This is a genomic window from Frankia sp. AgPm24 (assembly GCF_023243055.1).
Lineage (GTDB): Bacteria > Actinomycetota > Actinomycetes > Frankiales > Frankiaceae > Frankia > Frankia umida.
This window is the reverse complement of the sequence record NZ_JALKFW010000208.1, coordinates 60,006-78,156: the sequence shown is the minus strand read 5'-3', so window position 1 is coordinate 78,156 and position 18,151 is coordinate 60,006. Positions and strand designations below refer to the sequence as shown.

General features: G+C 72.3%; 16 protein-coding genes and 4 tRNA genes. 5 read left to right on the top strand and 15 right to left on the bottom strand.

The features are described 5' to 3' along the window. Nucleotides 1-58 precede the first annotated feature (58 nt). The 10 genes from ruvB to pgsA form a co-directional block, all read right to left on the bottom strand. A complete protein-coding gene (gene ruvB / locus MXD61_RS21245; RefSeq protein WP_248815203.1) occupies nucleotides 59-1,105 on the bottom strand; it encodes a Holliday junction branch migration DNA helicase RuvB in 1,047 nt (348 codons plus the stop codon). A 54-nt stretch (nucleotides 1,106-1,159) separates the two neighbouring features. Next, complete coding sequence (gene ruvA / locus MXD61_RS21240; RefSeq protein WP_248815202.1) at nucleotides 1,160-1,882, bottom strand: Holliday junction branch migration protein RuvA; 723 nt, start codon at nucleotides 1,880-1,882, stop codon at nucleotides 1,160-1,162. Then, nucleotides 1,879-2,397, bottom strand: coding sequence for a crossover junction endodeoxyribonuclease RuvC (gene ruvC, locus MXD61_RS21235; protein ID WP_163548647.1), 519 nt, complete (start codon nucleotides 2,395-2,397; stop codon nucleotides 1,879-1,881). The genes ruvA and ruvC overlap by 4 nt, the downstream gene beginning before the upstream one ends. 197 nt (nucleotides 2,398-2,594) lie before the next feature. Further along, nucleotides 2,595-3,350: a YebC/PmpR family DNA-binding transcriptional regulator gene (locus MXD61_RS21230; RefSeq protein WP_163548648.1), complete on the bottom strand. Its 756-nt coding sequence runs from the start codon at nucleotides 3,348-3,350 to the stop codon at nucleotides 2,595-2,597. A 22-nt stretch (nucleotides 3,351-3,372) separates the two neighbouring features. Further along, nucleotides 3,373-3,972, bottom strand: coding sequence for a pyridoxal 5'-phosphate synthase glutaminase subunit PdxT (gene pdxT / locus MXD61_RS21225; RefSeq protein ID WP_163548649.1), 600 nt, complete (start codon nucleotides 3,970-3,972; stop codon nucleotides 3,373-3,375). After that, nucleotides 3,969-4,919 carry a pyridoxal 5'-phosphate synthase lyase subunit PdxS gene (gene pdxS / locus MXD61_RS21220; RefSeq protein ID WP_285223341.1) on the bottom strand — a complete coding sequence of 317 codons (951 nt, stop codon included), beginning with the start codon at nucleotides 4,917-4,919 and terminating at the stop codon, nucleotides 3,969-3,971. The genes pdxT and pdxS overlap by 4 nt, the downstream gene beginning before the upstream one ends. Before the next feature lie 204 nt (nucleotides 4,920-5,123). After that, on the bottom strand, nucleotides 5,124-5,660 hold the full coding sequence (locus MXD61_RS21215; protein ID WP_163548651.1) for a hypothetical protein: 537 nt from the start codon (nucleotides 5,658-5,660) through the stop codon (nucleotides 5,124-5,126). 43 nt (nucleotides 5,661-5,703) lie between these two features. Then, nucleotides 5,704-6,831, bottom strand: a complete 1,128-nt coding sequence (locus tag MXD61_RS21210; protein ID WP_248815201.1) for a glycosyltransferase family 4 protein — start codon at nucleotides 6,829-6,831, stop codon at nucleotides 5,704-5,706. After that, nucleotides 6,828-7,727: a phosphatidylinositol mannoside acyltransferase gene (locus tag MXD61_RS21205; RefSeq protein ID WP_248815200.1), complete on the bottom strand. Its 900-nt coding sequence runs from the start codon at nucleotides 7,725-7,727 to the stop codon at nucleotides 6,828-6,830. The genes MXD61_RS21210 and MXD61_RS21205 overlap by 4 nt, the downstream gene beginning before the upstream one ends. Next, on the bottom strand, nucleotides 7,724-8,494 hold the full coding sequence (gene pgsA, locus MXD61_RS21200; protein WP_248815199.1) for a phosphatidylinositol phosphate synthase: 771 nt from the start codon (nucleotides 8,492-8,494) through the stop codon (nucleotides 7,724-7,726). The genes MXD61_RS21205 and pgsA overlap by 4 nt, the downstream gene beginning before the upstream one ends. 261 nt (nucleotides 8,495-8,755) lie before the next feature. On the opposite strand from pgsA, the gene MXD61_RS21195 reads away from it, so the two are divergent. Further along, nucleotides 8,756-10,873, top strand: coding sequence for an elongation factor G-like protein EF-G2 (locus MXD61_RS21195; RefSeq protein WP_248815198.1), 2,118 nt, complete (start codon nucleotides 8,756-8,758; stop codon nucleotides 10,871-10,873). 120 nt (nucleotides 10,874-10,993) lie between these two features. Here the strand turns inward: MXD61_RS21195 and MXD61_RS21190 are convergent, their stop codons facing one another. Then, nucleotides 10,994-11,563, bottom strand: a complete 570-nt coding sequence (locus MXD61_RS21190) for an HIT domain-containing protein (protein ID WP_308222809.1) — start codon at nucleotides 11,561-11,563, stop codon at nucleotides 10,994-10,996. A gap of 1,436 nt (nucleotides 11,564-12,999) precedes the next feature. Next, nucleotides 13,000-13,071: transfer RNA gene (locus tag MXD61_RS21185), tRNA-Val, on the bottom strand. Between the two features lie 552 nt (nucleotides 13,072-13,623). Here MXD61_RS21185 and MXD61_RS21180 point away from each other — a divergent pair. Next, nucleotides 13,624-14,055 (top strand): SsgA family sporulation/cell division regulator, encoded by a 432-nt coding sequence (locus tag MXD61_RS21180; protein WP_009739629.1) that lies wholly within the window; start codon nucleotides 13,624-13,626, stop codon nucleotides 14,053-14,055. Nucleotides 14,056-14,288: 233 nt separating this feature from the next. On the opposite strand, the gene MXD61_RS21175 is transcribed toward MXD61_RS21180, so the two are convergent. Then, nucleotides 14,289-15,398, bottom strand: coding sequence for a chorismate-binding protein (locus MXD61_RS21175; protein WP_374629327.1), 1,110 nt, complete (start codon nucleotides 15,396-15,398; stop codon nucleotides 14,289-14,291). Nucleotides 15,399-15,718: 320 nt separating this feature from the next. Between MXD61_RS21175 and MXD61_RS21170 the strand changes: the two genes are divergently transcribed. From MXD61_RS21170 to MXD61_RS21160, 3 genes are all read left to right on the top strand, one after another. Then, nucleotides 15,719-15,791, top strand: a tRNA-Gly gene (locus tag MXD61_RS21170). Nucleotides 15,792-15,833: 42 nt separating this feature from the next. Continuing rightward, nucleotides 15,834-15,905 (top strand) — tRNA-Cys (locus tag MXD61_RS21165). Between the two features lie 12 nt (nucleotides 15,906-15,917). Then, nucleotides 15,918-15,989 (top strand) — tRNA-Val (locus MXD61_RS21160). Nucleotides 15,990-16,162: 173 nt separating this feature from the next. On the opposite strand, the gene MXD61_RS21155 is transcribed toward MXD61_RS21160, so the two are convergent. Both MXD61_RS21155 and MXD61_RS21150 read right to left on the bottom strand, forming a co-directional pair. Then, nucleotides 16,163-17,095, bottom strand: a complete 933-nt coding sequence (locus tag MXD61_RS21155; protein ID WP_248815197.1) for an N-acetylmuramoyl-L-alanine amidase — start codon at nucleotides 17,093-17,095, stop codon at nucleotides 16,163-16,165. A 160-nt stretch (nucleotides 17,096-17,255) separates the two neighbouring features. Further along, a complete protein-coding gene (locus MXD61_RS21150; protein WP_248815196.1) occupies nucleotides 17,256-18,065 on the bottom strand; it encodes a DUF3097 domain-containing protein in 810 nt (269 codons plus the stop codon). Nucleotides 18,066-18,151: the final 86 nt, after the last annotated feature.

Below are 18,151 nucleotides of genomic sequence, written 5' to 3'. Positions count from 1 at the left end.
GGGCCCGGGAGTCCGGTTTGTACCGCCGCACGCGCCGTCGCCAGGCTGCCGCGGCAGGTCAGCCAGCGTCGGGGAACAGCGCCGTCTGGCTGCGCCCAAGCGGGTCACTGACCGGTTCGACACCCAGATGCTCGAAGGCCGCCGGCGTGGCCACCCGGCCGCGGGCGGTGCGGATCAGCAGGCCGGCCCGCAGCAGGAACGGCTCGGCCACGTCCTCGACGGTCTCGGTCTCCTCACCGACCGACACCGCGAGCGTCGAAAGTCCGACCGGACCGCCACCGAACCGGGTGACCAGGGCTTCCAGGACGGCCCGGTCGAGCCGGTCAAGCCCGAGCCCGTCGACGTCGTAGACCCGCAGCGCGGCGGCGGCGACCTCACGGGTGACCGTGCCGTCGGCACGCACCTCGGCGTAGTCGCGGACCCGGCGCAGCAGCCGGTTCGCGATCCGTGGGGTGCCCCGCGAGCGACCGGAGACCTCGTCGGCGCCCTCGGGGGTGAGCCGCACGCCGAGCAGCCCGGCGGAGCGGGTGAGCACCTGGGTGAGCTCGTCGGGACGGTAGAAGTCCAGGTGGGCGGTGAAGCCGAACCGGTCGCGCAGCGGTCCGGTGAGCAGCCCGGAGCGGGTCGTCGCCCCCACCAACGTGAACGGGGCGAGCGCCAGCGGGATCGCCGTCGCCCCGGGGCCCTTGCCGAGGATCACGTCGACCCGGAAGTCCTCCATCGCCGAGTAGAGCAGCTCCTCGGCCGGCCGGGCGATGCGGTGGATCTCGTCGAGGAACAGCACCTCGCCCGGGGAGAGCGCGGTCAGGATCGCGACGAGATCGCCGGCACGCTCGATCGCCGGGCCGCTGGTCATCCGCAGGGGAACCCCGAGCTCCTCGGCCATGATCATGGCGAGGCTGGTCTTGCCCAGGCCGGGCGGACCGGACAGCAGCACGTGATCCGGCGGTGTGCCGCGGGCCTGGGCGCCCTCGAGCATGATGGTCAACTGTTCGCGAACCTTGCCCTGGCCGACGAACTCGCTCAGGGTGTGCGGCCGCAGACCCGCCTCGAACGCCCGTTCCTCGGCGTTGGCGACCGCCGAGACCAGGCCCTGCTCACCCATCCGCGCCGCCGGGGCAGGCGCTTGGCCACTGTCGGGACGGCCCGCGGCGGGCCGTCATCGGCGCAGCACGGCGAGGGACCCACGCAGCAGCGTCGCCGCGTCAGGCTCGGAGACGGGGATGGCGGTCTCGGAGACCGCGTCGCCCGTGGGAGTGTCGCCCGCGGGATCGGCGAGCGGAGGGTCTGCGAGCGGAGGGTCTGCGAGCGCGGCCAGCGCCCGGGCGACGGCGTCCTCGGCTTCGCGGGCGGAGTAGCCAAGCCCGCCCAGGGCCTCCCGCACCGAGGCCGCGACCGTGCCACCGGGACCATGCTCGCCGGGGCTGCCCGCCCGGGCCTGCGCACCCGCCCGCGGGCCGGGCACAGCCGCGGGACCGCGCGGGGGGCCGAGGCGGTCGCGCAGGTCCAGCACGATGCGCTGGGCTCCCTTGCGGCCGATGCCGGGTACCCGGGTAAGGGCGTTGAGGTCCTCCTCGGCGACGGCGCGCCGGACCGTGTCGGGATCGTGCACGCCCAGGACGGCCTGGGCCAGTTTCGGGCCGACGCCGGCCGCGGACTGCAGGACCTCGAAGACGTCCCGCTCGTCGGGCATGGCGAAGCCGTACAGGGTCAGTTCCGTCTCGCGCACGACCAGGGTGGTGGCCAACGAGGCCGGCTCCCCCACCCGCAGGGACGCAAGCGTCGCCGGGGTGCACTGGACCAGCAGCCCCACCCCGCCGACCTCGACGACCGCGGACAGCGGCCCCAGCGCGGTGACCGTGCCCGACACCGAGGCGATCACCGCGTGCCCCCGGGGCCGGCGGCCGCCCGCATCCGAGCCAGGGCCGGGCCGCGCCACAGGTGGCACAGCGCCAGCGCCAGCGCGTCGGCGGAGTCGGCGGGCCGCGGCACCTCGGCCAACCCGAGCAGCTTGGTGATCATAAAACCGACCTGTGCCTTGTCGGCCCGGCCGCTGCCGGTGACGGCCGCCTTGACCTCACTGGGCGTGTACAGCACCACCGGCAGATCCCGCCGGGCAGCCAGCATGATGGCCACCGCGCCGGCCTGGGCGGTGCCCATCACCGTGCGCACGTTGGCCTGGCTGAACACCCGCTCCACTGCCACGGCCTGCGGCCTGGTGCGGTCCAGCCAGGCGTCGATCCCGTCGGCGATGGCGCGCAGCCGATCGGCCACATCCGCCCCGGCCGAGGTGCGCAGCACCCCGACCTCGACCAGGGTGGCCCGGGTGCCGACGCCACCGTCGACCACTCCCACGCCACACCGGGTCAGCCCCGGATCGACTCCGAGCACCCGCATCCATCCTCCCGAGTACGCACGCCGCTGGGATCCCACCGCCGAAGAACCCGCCGCAGGGAACTCGCCGCGGGAGGACGCGCACCGCGGCGAGAACACTCGTTCGATACTACGGCGTGCGGCGCAACCACGACATCCACGACACGCCGACCGCGGCCGATCGGACGCCCCCGGCGGTGTGCCCCGGCGTTCGGGCGCACTCAGCTGGTGACCAGCTCCATGACATCGTCGGAGATGTCACCGTTGAACCAGACGTTCTGCACGTCGTCCAGGTCCTCGACCGCCTCGACCAGCTTGAGCACCTTGGCGGCGGGCTCGGCGTCCAGCTGCACGCTCACGCTCGGCAGCCAGGAGATGTCGGCCGAGCTGACCTCGAGCCCGGCGTCGGTCGCCGCGACCCGCACCGCGTGCAGATCGGTCGCCTCGGAGATGACCTCGAAGTCGTCGCCGAGGTCGTTGACCTCCTCCGCGCCGGCGTCGAGGACGGCCAGCAGCACGTCATCCTCGGTCAGCCCGTCCCGCTTGGCCAGCAGCACGACGCCCTTGCGGTTGAACAGGTACGACACCGAACCCGGGTCGGCCACCGTCCCACCGTTGCGGGTGATCGCCACCCGCACGTCGGACGCGGCCCGGTTGCGGTTGTCGGTCAGGCACTCGACGAGCACCGCCACCCCGGCCGGCCCGTAGGCCTCGTAGGTGATGCTCTCGTAGTTCACGCCGCCGCCGAGTTCACCGGAGCCGCGCTTGACCGCCCGGTCGATGTTGTCGTTCGGCACCGACTGGGACTTCGCCTTGGCGATGGCGTCCGCGAGCGTCGGATTGCCGGCCGGGTCTCCCCCGCCGGTCTTGGCCGCGACCTCGACCGTCTTGATCAGCTTGGCGAACAGCTTGCCGCGCCGGGCGTCGATGACCGCCTTCTTGTGCTTCGTGGTCGCCCACTTGGAGTGACCGCTCATGTCCTGCCCCTCTTACTCGCAATCACCGACCTGATCCGGATGATCGCACGATGTCGACGAAAAGCCGGTGTACCCGGAAGTCACCGGTGAGCTCGGGATGGAACGCCGTCGCCAGCAGCGACCCCTGACGGACCGCCACCGGCGCCTCGGCGACACGGGCCAGTACCTCGACCGTGTCGCCTGCCTTTTCCACCCATGGTGCCCGGATGAAGACCGCATGCACCGGCGGTCCCGGCACACCGACGACGTCGAGGTCCGCCTCGAACGAGTCGACCTGCCGGCCGAACGCGTTGCGCCGGACCACCATGTCCAGCCCGCCGACCAGAGGCTGGTCGGGTCGGCCGTCCACGACGTCCCGTGCAAGCAGGATCATGCCAGCACACGAGCCGAACACGGGCAGGCCCGCCAGCACCCTCTCCCGCAGCGGTTCCAGCAACGCGAACACCCGCAGCAGCCGCCCGATGGTGGTGGACTCCCCGCCGGGCAGCACCAGGCCGTCGACCTCGTCGAGCTCCGCGACCCGGCGGACCTCCACCGGCCGGGCCCCGGCCGCCGCGAGCGCGCGCGCGTGCTCGCGGACATCTCCCTGCAGCGCGAGGACGCCGATCCGCGGGCCGCTCACCAGCCACGATCGGCGTAGCGGGCGGCCGGCGGCAGCTCGGAGACGTTGATGCCGACCATCGCCTCGCCGAGGCCACGGGACACCTTCACCAGGACATCCGGGTCGTTGTACATGGTCGTGGCCTCGACGATCGCCCGGGCCCGACGGGCCGGGTCGCCGGACTTGAAGATCCCGGAGCCGACGAACACACCGTCGGCGCCGAGCTGCATCATCAGCGCCGCGTCCGCCGGGGTCGCGATGCCGCCGGCGGTGAACAGCACGACCGGCAGCCGCCCGAGCCGGGCCACCTCGGTGACCAGGTCGACCGGGGCGCGCAGCTCCTTGGCCGCGGCGTACAGCTCCTCGGCCGGCAGGGCCGAGAGCCGGGCGATCTCCGCGCGGATGGTGCGCATGTGCACCACGGCGTTGGACACCTCGCCGGTGCCCGCCTCACCCTTGGAACGGATCATCGCCGCGCCCTCGGCGAGCCGGCGCAGCGCCTCGCCGAGGTTCGTCGCACCGCAGACGAACGGGACGGTGAACTTCCACTTGTCGATGTGGTGATGCGGGTCGGCCGGGGTGAGCACCTCGGACTCGTCGACATAGTCGACGCCGAGCGCCTGCAGCACCTGGGCCTCGACGAAGTGCCCGATGCGCGCCTTGGCCATCACCGGGATCGACACCGCGGCCACGATCTCGGAGATCATGTCCGGGTCGCTCATCCGCGCGACGCCGCCCTGGGCGCGGATGTCGGCGGGCACCCGCTCCAGGGCCATGACGGCGACGGCGCCGGCGTCCTCGGCGATGCGCGCCTGCTCCGCGTTGACCACATCCATGATCACGCCGCCCTTGAGCATCTCCGCCATGCCACGCTTGACGCGGGCGGTGCCGGCGTGGCGAGCCGCGTCGCCGTCACGGGGGGAGTCGGCCGCCAAGCCGCTGTTGGGGGCGCTCTGGGCCTCGGACATGATGTGCCGTCGCTTTCGCTTCCAGTCGGGCACCACACACGGGCCGGCACCGCCGTCGTCCACGCCGCGCCCGATCGGACGCCGCGGGAGAGGTCGGCTGCCCGGCCCGGTGATTCCCGTGTGGGTGGGTCGGTATCCCATCGTACGGCGCGGTCCGGTCGGCCATCGGTGCCGTGGGCGGGGCAGCCCGGTCAGGGCCGACGCTCAGGAGGCGAGGCCCGGCAGATCCCCCCGGACCGGCAGCGCGTCGTCGATCTCGAAGTAGGTGGGGCTCGGCCGACGTCCGACCAGGTGCAGCAGCCGGATCAGCCGGCGCCCGGCCAGGGCCCGCAGGTCGCGCACGGCGTCGTTGTGGAACTGGCGGGCGAGCGCGACCCGGGCGGCCTCGCTGTCGACCGCGTGCAGCTCGGTGGGAAAGAGCTGTCCGGCCGCCGCGACCTCACCGGAGCGCAGGGACCGGCTCAGCAGGTTCTCGGCCAGTTCGACCCCGCCGTCCAGCGGGCCGCCGGCCAGCAGCGCCGGATGGGCGGCCCGCGCCCGCCGGACGCTGTCGGCGAGCTCGGGCAGCGCGCACCGCGTGGCGAGCGCGTCGGCGGCGTCGGCCCGGGCGACGAGCTGGGTGACCAGTCCCCCGCGGGCGTCGGCGACCCGGGCGGCCAGCCGATCAAGGCGCAACGCCAGCCAGGTCAGATAGGTCGCGATCGCCACCACCAGAGCAACCACCACCACGAGGGCATCCATCTCGCGCAGCGTAGCCAACGCCGCGGTGTGACCGGGGTCCCGGTCAGCTGGAAGCGACCGACACCCGTCCGTCGCCGGAGACCATCCGGTAGACCCCGACGATGCGTTCGGCGATCGTGCGCCAGTCGTAGGCCTGCGCGACCGTGTGGGCGTGGCGCACCAGATCGGTGACGCCGCCCGGGTCGGTGAGCACCTCGGCGAGGACCTCGGCCAGCCGCGCCGGGTCACCCACCTCGAACAGCCGCCCGGCCCGCCCGTCGTCCAGGACGCGGCGAAACGCGTCCAGGTCGCTGGCGACCACCGGGGTGCCCGCCGCCATCGCCTCGAGCAGCACGATGCCGAAGCTCTCCTGCCCGGTGTTCGGCGCGCAGTAGACCTGGCCGGAGGCGAACACCCGGGGCTTGTCCGCGTCGGAGACGAGGCCGATCAGGTCGACCCGGTCCCGCAACCGCGGGTCCAGCCGGGCGCGCAGACCCGCGGCGTCACCGGGGCCGGCGACCAGCAGCCGGACGTCGGCGACGCTGGCCAGCAGCGCCGGCATCGCGGCGAGCAGCACGTCCAGACCCTTGCGGGGTTCGTCGATGCGCCCGAGGAACACCACCGTGGGGCGTCCGTCGTCGTAGCCGGGCAGCGGTGTCGCGCCGACGAAGCCCGCCACCGCCACCCCGTTGGGGATGAGGATCGCGTCGGCGCCCAGATGCTCGACCAGGGTGCGACGGGCCGCCTCCGACACCGCGATGCGCGCCCGCAGCTTCTCGAACGACGGCTGCAACGCGCCCTGCGCGGCGGTGAGAAACCGCGAGCGCGGGTTGGCGGTGTGGAACGTGGCGACGATCGGACCGTCGGCGAGCATGCAGGCCAGCAGGCCGACGCTGGGCGCGCTGGGCTCATGGACGTGCAGCACGTCGAAGTCGTGTTCACGCAGCCAGCGGCGCACCCGGGCGGCGGAGACCGGCCCCATCAGCAGCCGGGCCACCGAGCCGTTGTAGCGCACGGGCAGGGCCCGCCCGACGTCCACGGCGTAGGAGGGCAGGGTCCGTTCGTCGTCGACGGGTGTGATCACCGAGACCTCGTGGCCGGCCGCGATCAGCGTCTCGGCCAGGTCCCGCACATGCACCTGCACCCCGCCGGGCACATCCCAGGTGTACGGGCAGGCGATCCCGATCCTCACGGAGCCGACGATGCCGGCGCGCGGGTCGGCGACGACGAGGGCGGATCGTCCCGCCAGACGCGTTGGAGCATGTGCCAGTCGGCCGGATGGGCGGCGATGCCCTGGGCGAACTCGTCCGCGAGGGCCTGGGTCATCGTGGCGACGTCGCTGTGCGGCACGGGCGCGTGAATCCGCCCGCTCCAGCCGTCGGTGTCGAACCACAGGGTGACCGGCAGCAGGACCGCCCCGGTCTCCAGGGCGAGGGCGGCGGGGCCCGCGGGCATCGTCGCGGTCGCGCCGAAGAAGCGCACGGCGACTCCCGAACTGGACAGGTCCCGATCGGCGAGCAGGCACAGCGTGCCACCGGCCCGCAGCCGCGCGGCGAGCACCTCGTAGGGCGGGGACTCGCCGCCGGTCAGCGGGATGACCTCCATCCCGAGCGCGGTCCGGAAGGCGAGGAAACGCTCGAACAGCGACTCCGGTCGCAGCCGCTCGGCGACGGTGGTGAACGGCATGCCGCTGGCCACCAGCCACGCGCCGGCCTGCTCCCAGTTGCCCATGTGCGGCAGGGCGACCACCGTGCCACGGCCCTGGGCGTGTGCCTCCCGCAGCACGTGCTGGTCCAGCAGCCGCATCTGGCGGACGATGCGCTCGAGGCCGAGATCGGTCAGCCGGAAGACCTCCAGCCAGTAGCGGGCGTAGGAGCGCATCGCGGCGCGGGTCAGCGCGTCGAGGTCGGTGCCTGTCGGCGCGACCCGGGCCAGGTTGGAGCGCAGCCGCCGCACACCACGACCACCCCGGCGGCAGGCGAGGTCGGCGCCGGCCCGAAAGACGGCCGCGGCCAGCCGCTCCGGGAGCAACCGGACGACCCGCCACCCCAGCGCGTAGGCCAGATCGGTCAGCCGCCCGGAGCTCACGGCCGCCGCGGGACGCCGCGGCCGGTCATCGCCACCGTGGGCCCACCGGCCGACATCGGCCCGCCGCCCGGCAGCGGAGCGCCCGGTGCCGGCGACCCACCCGGTCCGCCCGACCCGGACGACCCGGACGGACCACGCGAGCCACGCGGGCCAGGGGGATCACCGGCGCGGTCCCACTGCCGGTAGACGTGGATCACGCGCTGGACGACGGTCAGCGACGTCGCCCCGACCAGGAACCACAGTGCGGCCGGCAGCAGATAGGGCACTCCGAGCCCGTACAGCCCGGCGGCGACCAGCAGGGTGAGCAGCCGCTCGCCGCGCTCGGCGAAGCCGACGTTGCAGGTGAAGCCGAGGCTCTCGGCCCGCGCCTTGACATACGAGGTGATCGAGCCGGCGACCAGGCAGATCAGCGCCGCCACCACGAGCGGCGTGGAGTCGCCGTCCCCGGCGTACCAGATCACCAGGGAGCCGAAGATCGCGGCATCTCCGACGCGGTCCGAGGTGGAGTCGAGGAAGGCACCCCACTTCGACGACATCCCCCGTGCCCGGGCGATCACCCCGTCCATCAGGTCGGAGAAGACGAACAGGGTGATCACGATCGTGCCGAGGAAGAACACGCCGCGGGTGAAGAAACCCAGCGCCGCGCCCGCCACCCCGACGGTGCCGATGATCGTCACCACGTCCGGTGAGATCGACGAACGGGCGGCCCACTGGCTCACCGGGTCGAGCACCTTCTGGATCTGCGGTCGTGCCTTGCTTGCGAGCATGTCCGTCCCGTCGTCCCGCGCACGTCTGCCCGGCTTCGGGCGGTCTTCACAGTACCGCCGAGCACCGACATCCTCGCCGCCACGACGGGCGCTCCACCGCACCCGTCCCGCCCCGGCCCCACGTCCTCCCCACGCCTTCACCGCGTCTTCACCGCGTCGTCCCCGTGCCCTCCCCCGCCGACGTCCGGGTTGTGCCGCGCGTCACAAAGGAGGAGTCTGCCGGTACCGGCTGCGGGAGACGTCCGGATCAGGGAGGCCGCGATGACGGTGGGCTCGAGGGGTGTTCGCAACGTGGCACTGGTGGGGCACACCGGCGCCGGCAAGACCACGCTGGTCGACCGGCTGCTGGCCGTCGCGGGGCCGCCTGAGCGACACAACGGGCAGCACGGCTCGCACACCAGCTATCTGGGCCACGCCGACGTCGACCATCGCCGGGCCCACTCCGACGGCCTCACCCTGTGCTCGTTCGAGCATGACGAGTGCACGGTGAACCTGCTGGACACCCCAGGCCATCCGGACTTCCTGGGGGACCTGCGCGCGGGGCTGCGGGCCGCCGACGCCGCCCTGTTCGTCGTCAGCGCCGTCGACGGGGTGGATGCCGCGACCAGCCTGCTGTGGTCCGAGTGCGCCGCGGTGGGCATGCCACGGGCGATCGCCCTCACCCATCTCGACCATGGTCGGGCCGACCTGGACGCCACGATCCGCGACTGTCGACGCGTGTTCGGCCCCGGCGTCCTGCCGGCGATGCTGGCCCGCAGGTCGGGCGAGGGTGGCATGCGGCTGACCGACCTCCTGCACGACCGGATCGTCGAGTACGCGCCGTCGGGCGAGCGTCGCGAACTGTCCCCCGAACCGTCCGGGGACACCGCCCGGGCCGCCCGGGCCGCGCTGATCGAGGCCATCATCGCCGAGAGCGAGGACGAGACCCTGCTCGAGGGCTATCTCGGCGGCGCCGAACCGGACCCCGAGCTGCTGTCCGCGGATCTGGCCACCGCCGTCGCCCAGGCCGGTTTCTTCCCCGTCCTGCTCTCCGGTCCGCTGCCCGTCCCCCACCCGGCGCCGGCCGCGGCGGCCGGCGGCTTCGGCTCCCACGAACTGCTCGACCTGTTCGCCCGCTGCTTCCCCGCCCCGTCCACCGCGGAGCTGGCCGCGCTGCGCCGACCGGACGGCTCGGCGCACCCTACCCTCCACCCGGACGACTCCGGCCCGCTGGTCGCCGAGGTGATCCGCACGACCACCGACCCGTATGTCGGACGGATGTCGGTGGTGCGGGTGTTCAGTGGAACGCTGCACCCCGACGACATGGTCCGGGTCAGCGGACCGGGCGAGCACGCGGGCGACGAGCGGGTCGGGGCGCTGTCGCGTCCGTACGGCCCGGCCCTGCACAGCGTGCCGTACTGCGCGGCCGGTGGCATCTGCGTCGTGACGAAACTGGCCACGGCCGCGACCGGTGACACCCTGTCCAGCCCGGACGATCCCTGCCTGCTTCCGGTGTGGACGATGCCCGAGCCCCAGCTGCCGCTCGCGATCCGGGCCCGGGCCCGGTCGGACGAGGACCGGCTGTCGGTCGCGTTGACCCGGCTGTGCCTGGAGGACCCGGCCCTGCGCGTCGTCCAGGACGCCCAGACCGCCCAGATCGTGCTCTGGAGCATGGGTGAGGCGCATGCCGAGGCGGCCCTTGACCGTCTCGCCACCCGTTACGGCACGGTCGTCGAATCCGAACCGCCGATGGTCGCGTTGTGCGAGACCCTGGCCGCCCCGGCCCACGGCACGGGACGTCAGGTCAAGCAGTCCGGCGGACATGGGCAGTACGCCGTCTGCGAGATCGAGGTGGAGCCGCTGCCGCCGGGCTCCGGCTTCGAGTTCGTCGACGAGATCGTGGGTGGGGCCGTCCTGCGGGCGTTCATCCCGTCGGTGGAGAAGGGCATCCGCGCCCAGATGGCCACCGGCGTGCACGTCGGTCATCCACTGGACGACCTACGGGTGCGGCTGGTGGACGGCCGGGCGCACAGCGTGGACTCCTCCGATCTGGCCTTCCAGCTCGCCGGCGGGCTCGCGTTGCGCGACGCGCTGCGCGTCGGCGGCGTCGTTGTCCTGGAGCCGATGCTGACGGTGGACGTCTGCGTACCGGACGCGTTCGTGGGCGCGGTCCTGGGGGATCTCTGCGCACGACGTGGCCGGGTGACCGGCATGGAGCCGGCGACACCTCCGACGTTGGACGCGGCCCGTACCGTCGTGCACGCCGAGGTTCCGGAACGGGAAATGTCGCGTTATGTCATGGAGCTCCGGTCGATCAGCCATGGCAGCGGCCAGTTCCACCGGGAACCGCACGGCTACGAACCGATGCCCCGCCCCCTGGCCGACACCCTGACCGACTGACCCGGCGGCACTCGACCGTACTCGGCGCCACCCGACACCCGGCCAGCCACCTCGGTCCGGCCGGGTCCACCCGGTCCGGCCGACCGGGCCAGCTCAGCCCGGTCCGTCCACGCCGAGCCTTCAGTCCTCCGGGTCCGTCCGGGCCCACTGTTCGGCGAGCATGTCCCGGGTCTGACCGAGCAGAGCGGGCAGCACACGGGTCGCTCCGATGACGGGCATGAAGTTCGCGTCGCCACCCCAGCGCGGAACGACATGCTGGTGGACGTGCGCCGCGATTCCCGCCCCGGCGATGTGACCGAGGTTCATTCCGGTGTTGAAACCGTGGGCGCCGCTCGTCTCGCGCAGGACCCGTAGGGCACGGCGGGTGAAAAACGCCATCTCCACGACTTCCTCGGTGACCATGTCGAGGTAGTCGGCGACGTGACGATAGGGCACGACAAGCAGATGCCCGGCATTGTAGGGATAGAGGTTGAGCACCGCATAGACCGTTTTTCCGCGGGCGACGACCAGACCGTCCTCGTCGGTCATCGTGACGATGGCGCAGAAAGGGCACTCATCGTCGCGGCCACGCCCCTCGCCCTTGATGTAGGCGAGTCGATGCGGCGTGTAGAGCCGCTGGAACGCATCGCGCAGGCCGACACCCGACTGCGCCTCGAGCGCGATGCCATCGGCCGGCGGTTCGACGATCACCGACCGACCCGACCCAGCCGAACCGAACCCGGACCGCAGGTCAGCCCGACCACTGACATCCGGCCCGACGCTCGCGGCGACTCACGCGAGCGATGCGCCCCGGCGACCACACGGGCGCGCCCGCCGGCCGACCTTCGGGCAGATCCCCCGGGAAGGGTGGTCGTCATCTCGCCAATTTATCAGGACGTGCCCGAAGCGGCTGGTGCGTACCCGGGGAATGCGCACGCCGGTGCGGGTGCGCACCGAGAGAGGAGGAGGGAGACTGACGGCGTGGGGGGGTCGCCGCCAGTCTCCCCCGAGTGGCGCTATCGGTTTCGAACCACGGCACCCGAGCCACCGCCGCCCACTCTGCCGCGCACCGTGACCAGAAGGATTCTCCCAGCACATCCGGACAGAGGACCGCGTCGACACAGCACCCGCACACCAGAGACCTGGAGCGCCGGTACAGCGCGACCGGTACACCACGACAACGTAACCCGAGCCCGTAACGCCTCTGCGCGGCCAGCCTAGCTGGCCGTGGACCGATCCGTACAGACCGGGCGTCATGCCGAGTGGAAATACGCGACGGGAGCCCGCTGGCCCCGCCGCGCTTTCCCACGCTCCACCCACCTACCCGTCAACCACCGAGAGAGTGGAACGACAGCCGATGCCGATCCACGCCGGACCGCCCGGTGCGCCTTCTCGCCGCCGATTCGCCCTGGCGCGACGCCCGGCCCTTTCCACGGTCGGTGCTCAGGGTGCGGAGCACCATTCGCCGGTCGACCCGATCCCAGCCACGAAGCCGTCCGACACACACCCGACCGAGACCGGATCACGGCGGTGGGGGCAGCGATCGACGGCTCCCATATCGCTCACTGTCCGTGCGCGAGAGCCGGATGACCGCGCTGAGCCCCCGAGTCGCCTCGACGGGGGTCCGCAGCCGGGCACCCCCACGCAGGTAGCACCAAAGTGGGGTGCGTCCGGACATCGGGCCCCAGGCGCCACGTGCCGCCAGATCGACCGAAGTGTCGGAATTGCGCTGTATATGCAGGCACCTGGCCTCTACCCGGACCGGTTCACGGGTGACGAACCACGCCGCGGAGCCCGACGCCGCCACCCCCGCCGGCAAACCTCCGGACCGCTCACACCGCCACCAAAGGGGAATCCGACCCGGAACGCCGTCACCTGCACCGGCGACCCGTAACCATGAATCCCAGACCCCGCGGCCCACCGCCGGGGCCCACTCCGACCCCTCGGTGAGAGAAGGTGACCCATCAGGACACCAGGCCCGGCCCGCACCTCAGCGCCGTACCCGTACCCGTAGCGGCCTGACCAGCATCGCGACCCTCAGCAGAGGTGCGTCACAGGTGGAATCCGAGGGTTGGACGACCGAGGCGGCCATGGCCTCAGGCCGCCGACACGCGCTCCGCGAAAGGAGAGACATGTGGACCAGCCGGTGGGCGTACGTGGTTTCGAACCACGGACCTCTGCCGTGTGAAGGCAGCGCTCTACCCCTGAGCTATACGCCCTTGCAGGTGATGGGACTACCTTACACGGCTCCGAGAGCGGCCCGTCAGGGGGTCCACCGCGTCCACGATGTCCAGCGCCGCAACGACATCCACCGCCGCACAGACACCCACCGCCGCACCGAAGTCCGACGTCACACCGATGTCCGACGTCCCTCCGATGTCGATCGTCCCACCGATCTCGACCCCCACGTCCGGTGGGCGGCCAGAGTCAGCTTCGCGTCAGCTTCGTCGCGACTGGCCGAGGTTGAGAACCACCCGGACGGGGAAGGCTCAAGGTGCAACGGCCACGGCAGACGGGCCCGGACACTCGGGGGACCTTCGGTCATCACGGACGGTAGTCACGCATCTGGTCGATGGGTGGCTAACCATCCGCTGACTGACCGATCTAGGCTCTACCCGGGAAGGGTTCACTCTTCCGGGCCGGGTAACTCACTCAAAACCGCCGTAACGGATGTTGTCTTGGCATAATCTTGTTACCAACGGGACTCAGACAGGGAACTATCCCGTTACACGGGTGCTCGCCCGCACCACCGCACCATGAGAGGCCGCCCGATGACTATTCGTCACGATTCGATCACCGCCGAACTTGCCCTTCGCCTTGTCGTCCCAGGCGGCGCGCCCGTTCCGGTCGCAGCCACCGTCCGATACGAGCCGGCCGATCCTTATGCGATCAGCATCGGATTCCGTACCGGGGCGGACGAAGTGGTGGAGTGGACCTTCGCGCGCCAACTCCTCAGTGATGGCGTCCGCCGGCCCGCCGGCGATGGAGACGTCCAGGTGTGGCCGGCCGCCCAGTCCGGTGGGCGGATCGTCTGCCTGTCACTGTCCAGTCCGTCAGGGCACGCGTTGTTCGAGATGCCGAGGTCGGAAGTTCTCGCCTTCCTACGGCGTACCTACTCCGCGGTCCCCCTGGGCGGCGAGAGCGATATCATCGATCTTGACGCAGAACTCGCCCTGTTGATCTGGGGCGGTCCCGAGCGGTGATTCTCACCGGGGTCGGGACAGTGGCCCGACCCCGGTGAACCGGTGCGGGCACCGTTCGACCGGGGAGGCGACACTCCCCACGCCGCCGGCCCCGTCATCGGGTTAGCGGCGGCATTCCTTGCGCGGACGAGCACCCACCCGCCTGGCCGAGGTCCCTTCGGTCAGGCGGGTCGTCGTCTGTGCGGCTGGCGCATGCGCACAGGTGTGCCAGTAGCGCATGGGCGAATCGGCGATCATGTGCTGGCGAGGCTCACCAGACGCCGCGCCTTCAGTTCCGTCTCCTGCCATTCGTCCTGTGGGTCGCTGCCCCAGGTGATGGCCGCACCCGTCCCGAAACGCAGGTGTCCGCCCGCGAACCAGAACGTGCGGATGCCGACGCTGAGCCATCCCGTGCCACGGTCCGCGTCGACCCAGCCGATGCCGCCGCAGTACGGGCCGCGCGGGACCGGCTCGAGCTCGCCGATGATGCGCAGCGCGCTGGCCTTCGGCGCACCCGAGACCGAGCCGGCCGGACTGGTCGCGGCCAGCAGCTGCGCCCAGCCGATCCCGGGACGCAACTCGGCCCGGACGGTCGAGACCAGGTGCACGAGCCCGGGATGGCGCTCCAGTGCGCACAGCGCCGGCACCGTCACACTCCCGACCCGTGCGACCTGACCGAGATCGTTGCGCACCAGATCCACGATCATGACATTCTCCGCGACGTCCTTCGGGCCCAGTTCGCGCTCGGTCCGCCCGGTCCCCTTGATCGGCCCGGAGCGGACGCGGTCACCGTCGCGCTCGAGGAACAGCTCCGGGGACGCGCCCGCGATCCGCAGGTCCGCCTCCGGCACGTCCAGCACGACCGCGTACGGCGCCGGATTGCCCGCGGCCAACACGGCGGCCAGGGCCGCCGGGCCACCGCCGTCGGCCCGGCCCGGTGCCTCGCCCGCCGCGGGCAGGGGCGCGGACAGCACCCGGCACAGGTTGACCTCGTAGACCTCCCCCGCGGCGATGTGCTCCCGGATGACCCGCGCCCCGGCGACGTACGCCGCCTCCTCGAGGCTGCTCGTCCAGCTGTGCGCCGACGGGCCCCGCCACGGCTGCTGGGCCAACGCCGCGACCCCCCCGGGCGGCGCCGGCCGGACGTCCGCGAAGCGGACGCAGCGCAACGCGCCCTCGAAGTCCATCGCGACGGCCCAGAAGCCCCCACGATCCAGTACCGCCGGGTCGTCGGTGACCTCGAGTACGCCGGTGGCGAGCCGCCCGCCGGCGAGCAGGAACGATCCGGGTGGGCGTGGTCTGACCCGCGCCGCTGCCACCGTGTGGGACCTGCGCCCCGGAACGCCCGTGTTCGCCCGGCTCACGCCGCTCACCCTAACCGTCACCGCCAGGTGACGCCGCAGCACGCATCCCTGCTCGCGGTCCGCCTCCGACCGGCCCGTCCGGGTACCTCGGCGTCCGCGGGCCCCCGCCGACCAGGCCCCGCGGACGCCGTCCGGGCCGCCCCGACCCCGTCGCCACCCGGGACACCCGACCTGGTGTCCGAGCCGTGGGCGAAACCGGATGTTCACGTGGGACGCCTTGACCCAGCTCAACATCTCCGCGACGCCCGGCGGGCCATTCGACGCGAGGCCCCTTCGTCCGCTAGAGTTCTACCTGCACCGCCGAACAGGGCAGGTGCGATGCGGACGTGGCTCAGTTGGTAGAGCATCACCTTGCCAAGGTGAGGGTCGCGGGTTCGAATCCCGTCGTCCGCTCGGAAGTAGAGGCTTGAGGTCCGTTGCAGCCGCATCCACCGCGGCGGAGTGGCCGAGTGGCTTAGGCAAGGGCCTGCAAAGCCCTGTACGCGGGTTCGATTCCCGCCTCCGCCTCTGGTCCATCGCGGGCGATTAGCTCAGTGGGAGAGCGCTACCTTGACACGGTAGAGGTCACTGGTTCAATCCCAGTATCGCCCACCCCGGGATCCCAGATCCCTCTTGCACGAACGGCCACTCCACGCGGAGTGGCCGTCTCTGTTTCCAGGCCTGATGCGGCCTCTGACGGGACGCCCACGGGGCCGCGGCCCGGTGGGCGTTGGGCGGCCACAGCAGACGGTTTCTCGCGGACGCGGATCCAGGGGCAGCCGCGGTCAGGGGCCGGCCTGGCGACGCGGTGTCGGTGATGCCGACGGTGTGCGCAGGAACGACGAGATGCCGTCGGCGAGGCCGGTCGCGGCCCGGGCGCGCCACGCCGGGTCGACCAGTTCGGCGGCGTCGGTCGGATTGCGCATGTTGCCGCATTCGAGGAAGACCTTCGGCACCCGGGAGAGGTTCAGCCCGCCGAGGTCGGAGCGGATGGTCATCCCCTGCTGGCCCAGGTAGTCCGCCAGTGGCTCACCGGTGGCCCGGCCGAACATGGTGCGCAGGATGGTCGCCAGCCTGGTGGACGGGGCGAGGATCGCCGCGTTCGCCCGGTCGGGGCTCAGTGCCGGCGCGATCACGTGAAACCCCCGTCCGCGGGCCGGCCCGCCGTCGGCGTGGATGGACACCACCGCGTCCGCCCCGAGATCGTTGCCGATCCGTGCCCGCTCGTCGATGCAGGGGCCGACCCCCGTGTCCGTCGTCCGGGTCAGGCGGACCGTGGCACCGCGGGCCCGTAGGAGCCGCGCCGTCCGCTCGGCGAGGTCGAAGGTGAAGGCGTGTTCGGGATAGCCGGCATCGGTCTGCGCGCCGACGGTGTCGCATTCCTTGCTGATGCCGCCGGCCGGGACCTGCCGGCCGATGGCCGCGGGCGCCGCGCCGTTACCGCCGTTGTGCCCCGCGTCCAGCACGATCACCTGGCCGGCGAGGGAGGTCGCCGACGACACGTCCGCACCGCCACCCGGCCCGGCACCGCCCGGCGCGTCCCCGTCGCCGAGCAGGGTGCGCAGTCCGAACCCGGCACCCAACGCGAAGATGATCACAAGGACCGCGCCGGACGCCCAGACCACCACCGGCGGCCAGCGTCCCGACCCGTGGTTCGACCACCGGTCCCCGATCAACGCCGACGATGCCCCGATCATGCTCGGTTCCCGGACCGACATCGGCCTCCTGATCGACATCGAAGAACGGCGACCAGTGCCCAGCCGCGCACCGCGGGGGTGTCAGGCCGCCCAGTTCACCGTATGCGACGCTGCGGCCCACCATCGCCGCGGCACACCCCCGGCACTCCCCCGCCCGGATTCCGTCCGCATCCGTGCCATGTCAGGCGGTGACGAAGTCGATCAGGTGTTCCACCGCGCCGAGCAGGCCGACCTCGAGGTCGGCGTAGCTGTCCACACTGGCCAGCACCCGCCGCCACATGTCGGTGGGATCACCGACTCCCAGCGCCTGGCACACCCCCTCCTTCCAGGGCTGCCCCCGCGGCACGGTGGGCCAGGCGGGGATACCCACCGACGCCGGCTTCACCGCCTGCCAGATGTCGATGTAGGGATGCCCGGTGACCAGGACGTGCTCGCCGGCCACCGCCGCGGCGATCCGGCTCTCCTTGCTGCCGGCGACCAGATGGTCGACCAGCACCCCCAGCCGCCGGCCAGGCCCGGGGCGGAAGGTGTCGACCACCCCGGGCAGGTCGTCGACGCCGTCGAGGCTTTCCACCACGACGCCCTCGATCCGCAGGTCGTCACCCCAGACCCGTTCGACCAACGCCGCGTCGTGCAGTCCTTCCACGTAGATGCGGCTGGCCCGGGCGACGCGAGCCCGTTGCCCGGCGACCGCCACGGAGCCGGACGCCGTCCGCATGGGTGCGGCCGGGCCCGACCGGCGTGGGCGCACCAGCGTGACCCGGCGCCCCTCGAGCAGAAACCCGCCCGGCTCGAGTGGGAACACCCGGCGCGCGCCATGACGGTCCTCCAGTGTCACCCCGCCGGCCTCACTCCCGACCACGGCGCCGCAGAACCCGGTCGCGAGCTCCTCGACGACCAGGTCCCGCTCCAGCTCGACCTCGGGGACGACGGGCGGACGGGGGCGGGCGGCGGGCGCCAGGACGTCCCGACCGTAGTCACGGCTGCGCATGGGGCCGAACCTAAGCCGCGAGCCGGCCATGATCAGGGATATCCGCCCTGGCGTGTCGGGATACGACACGCGGGGACATATCAACC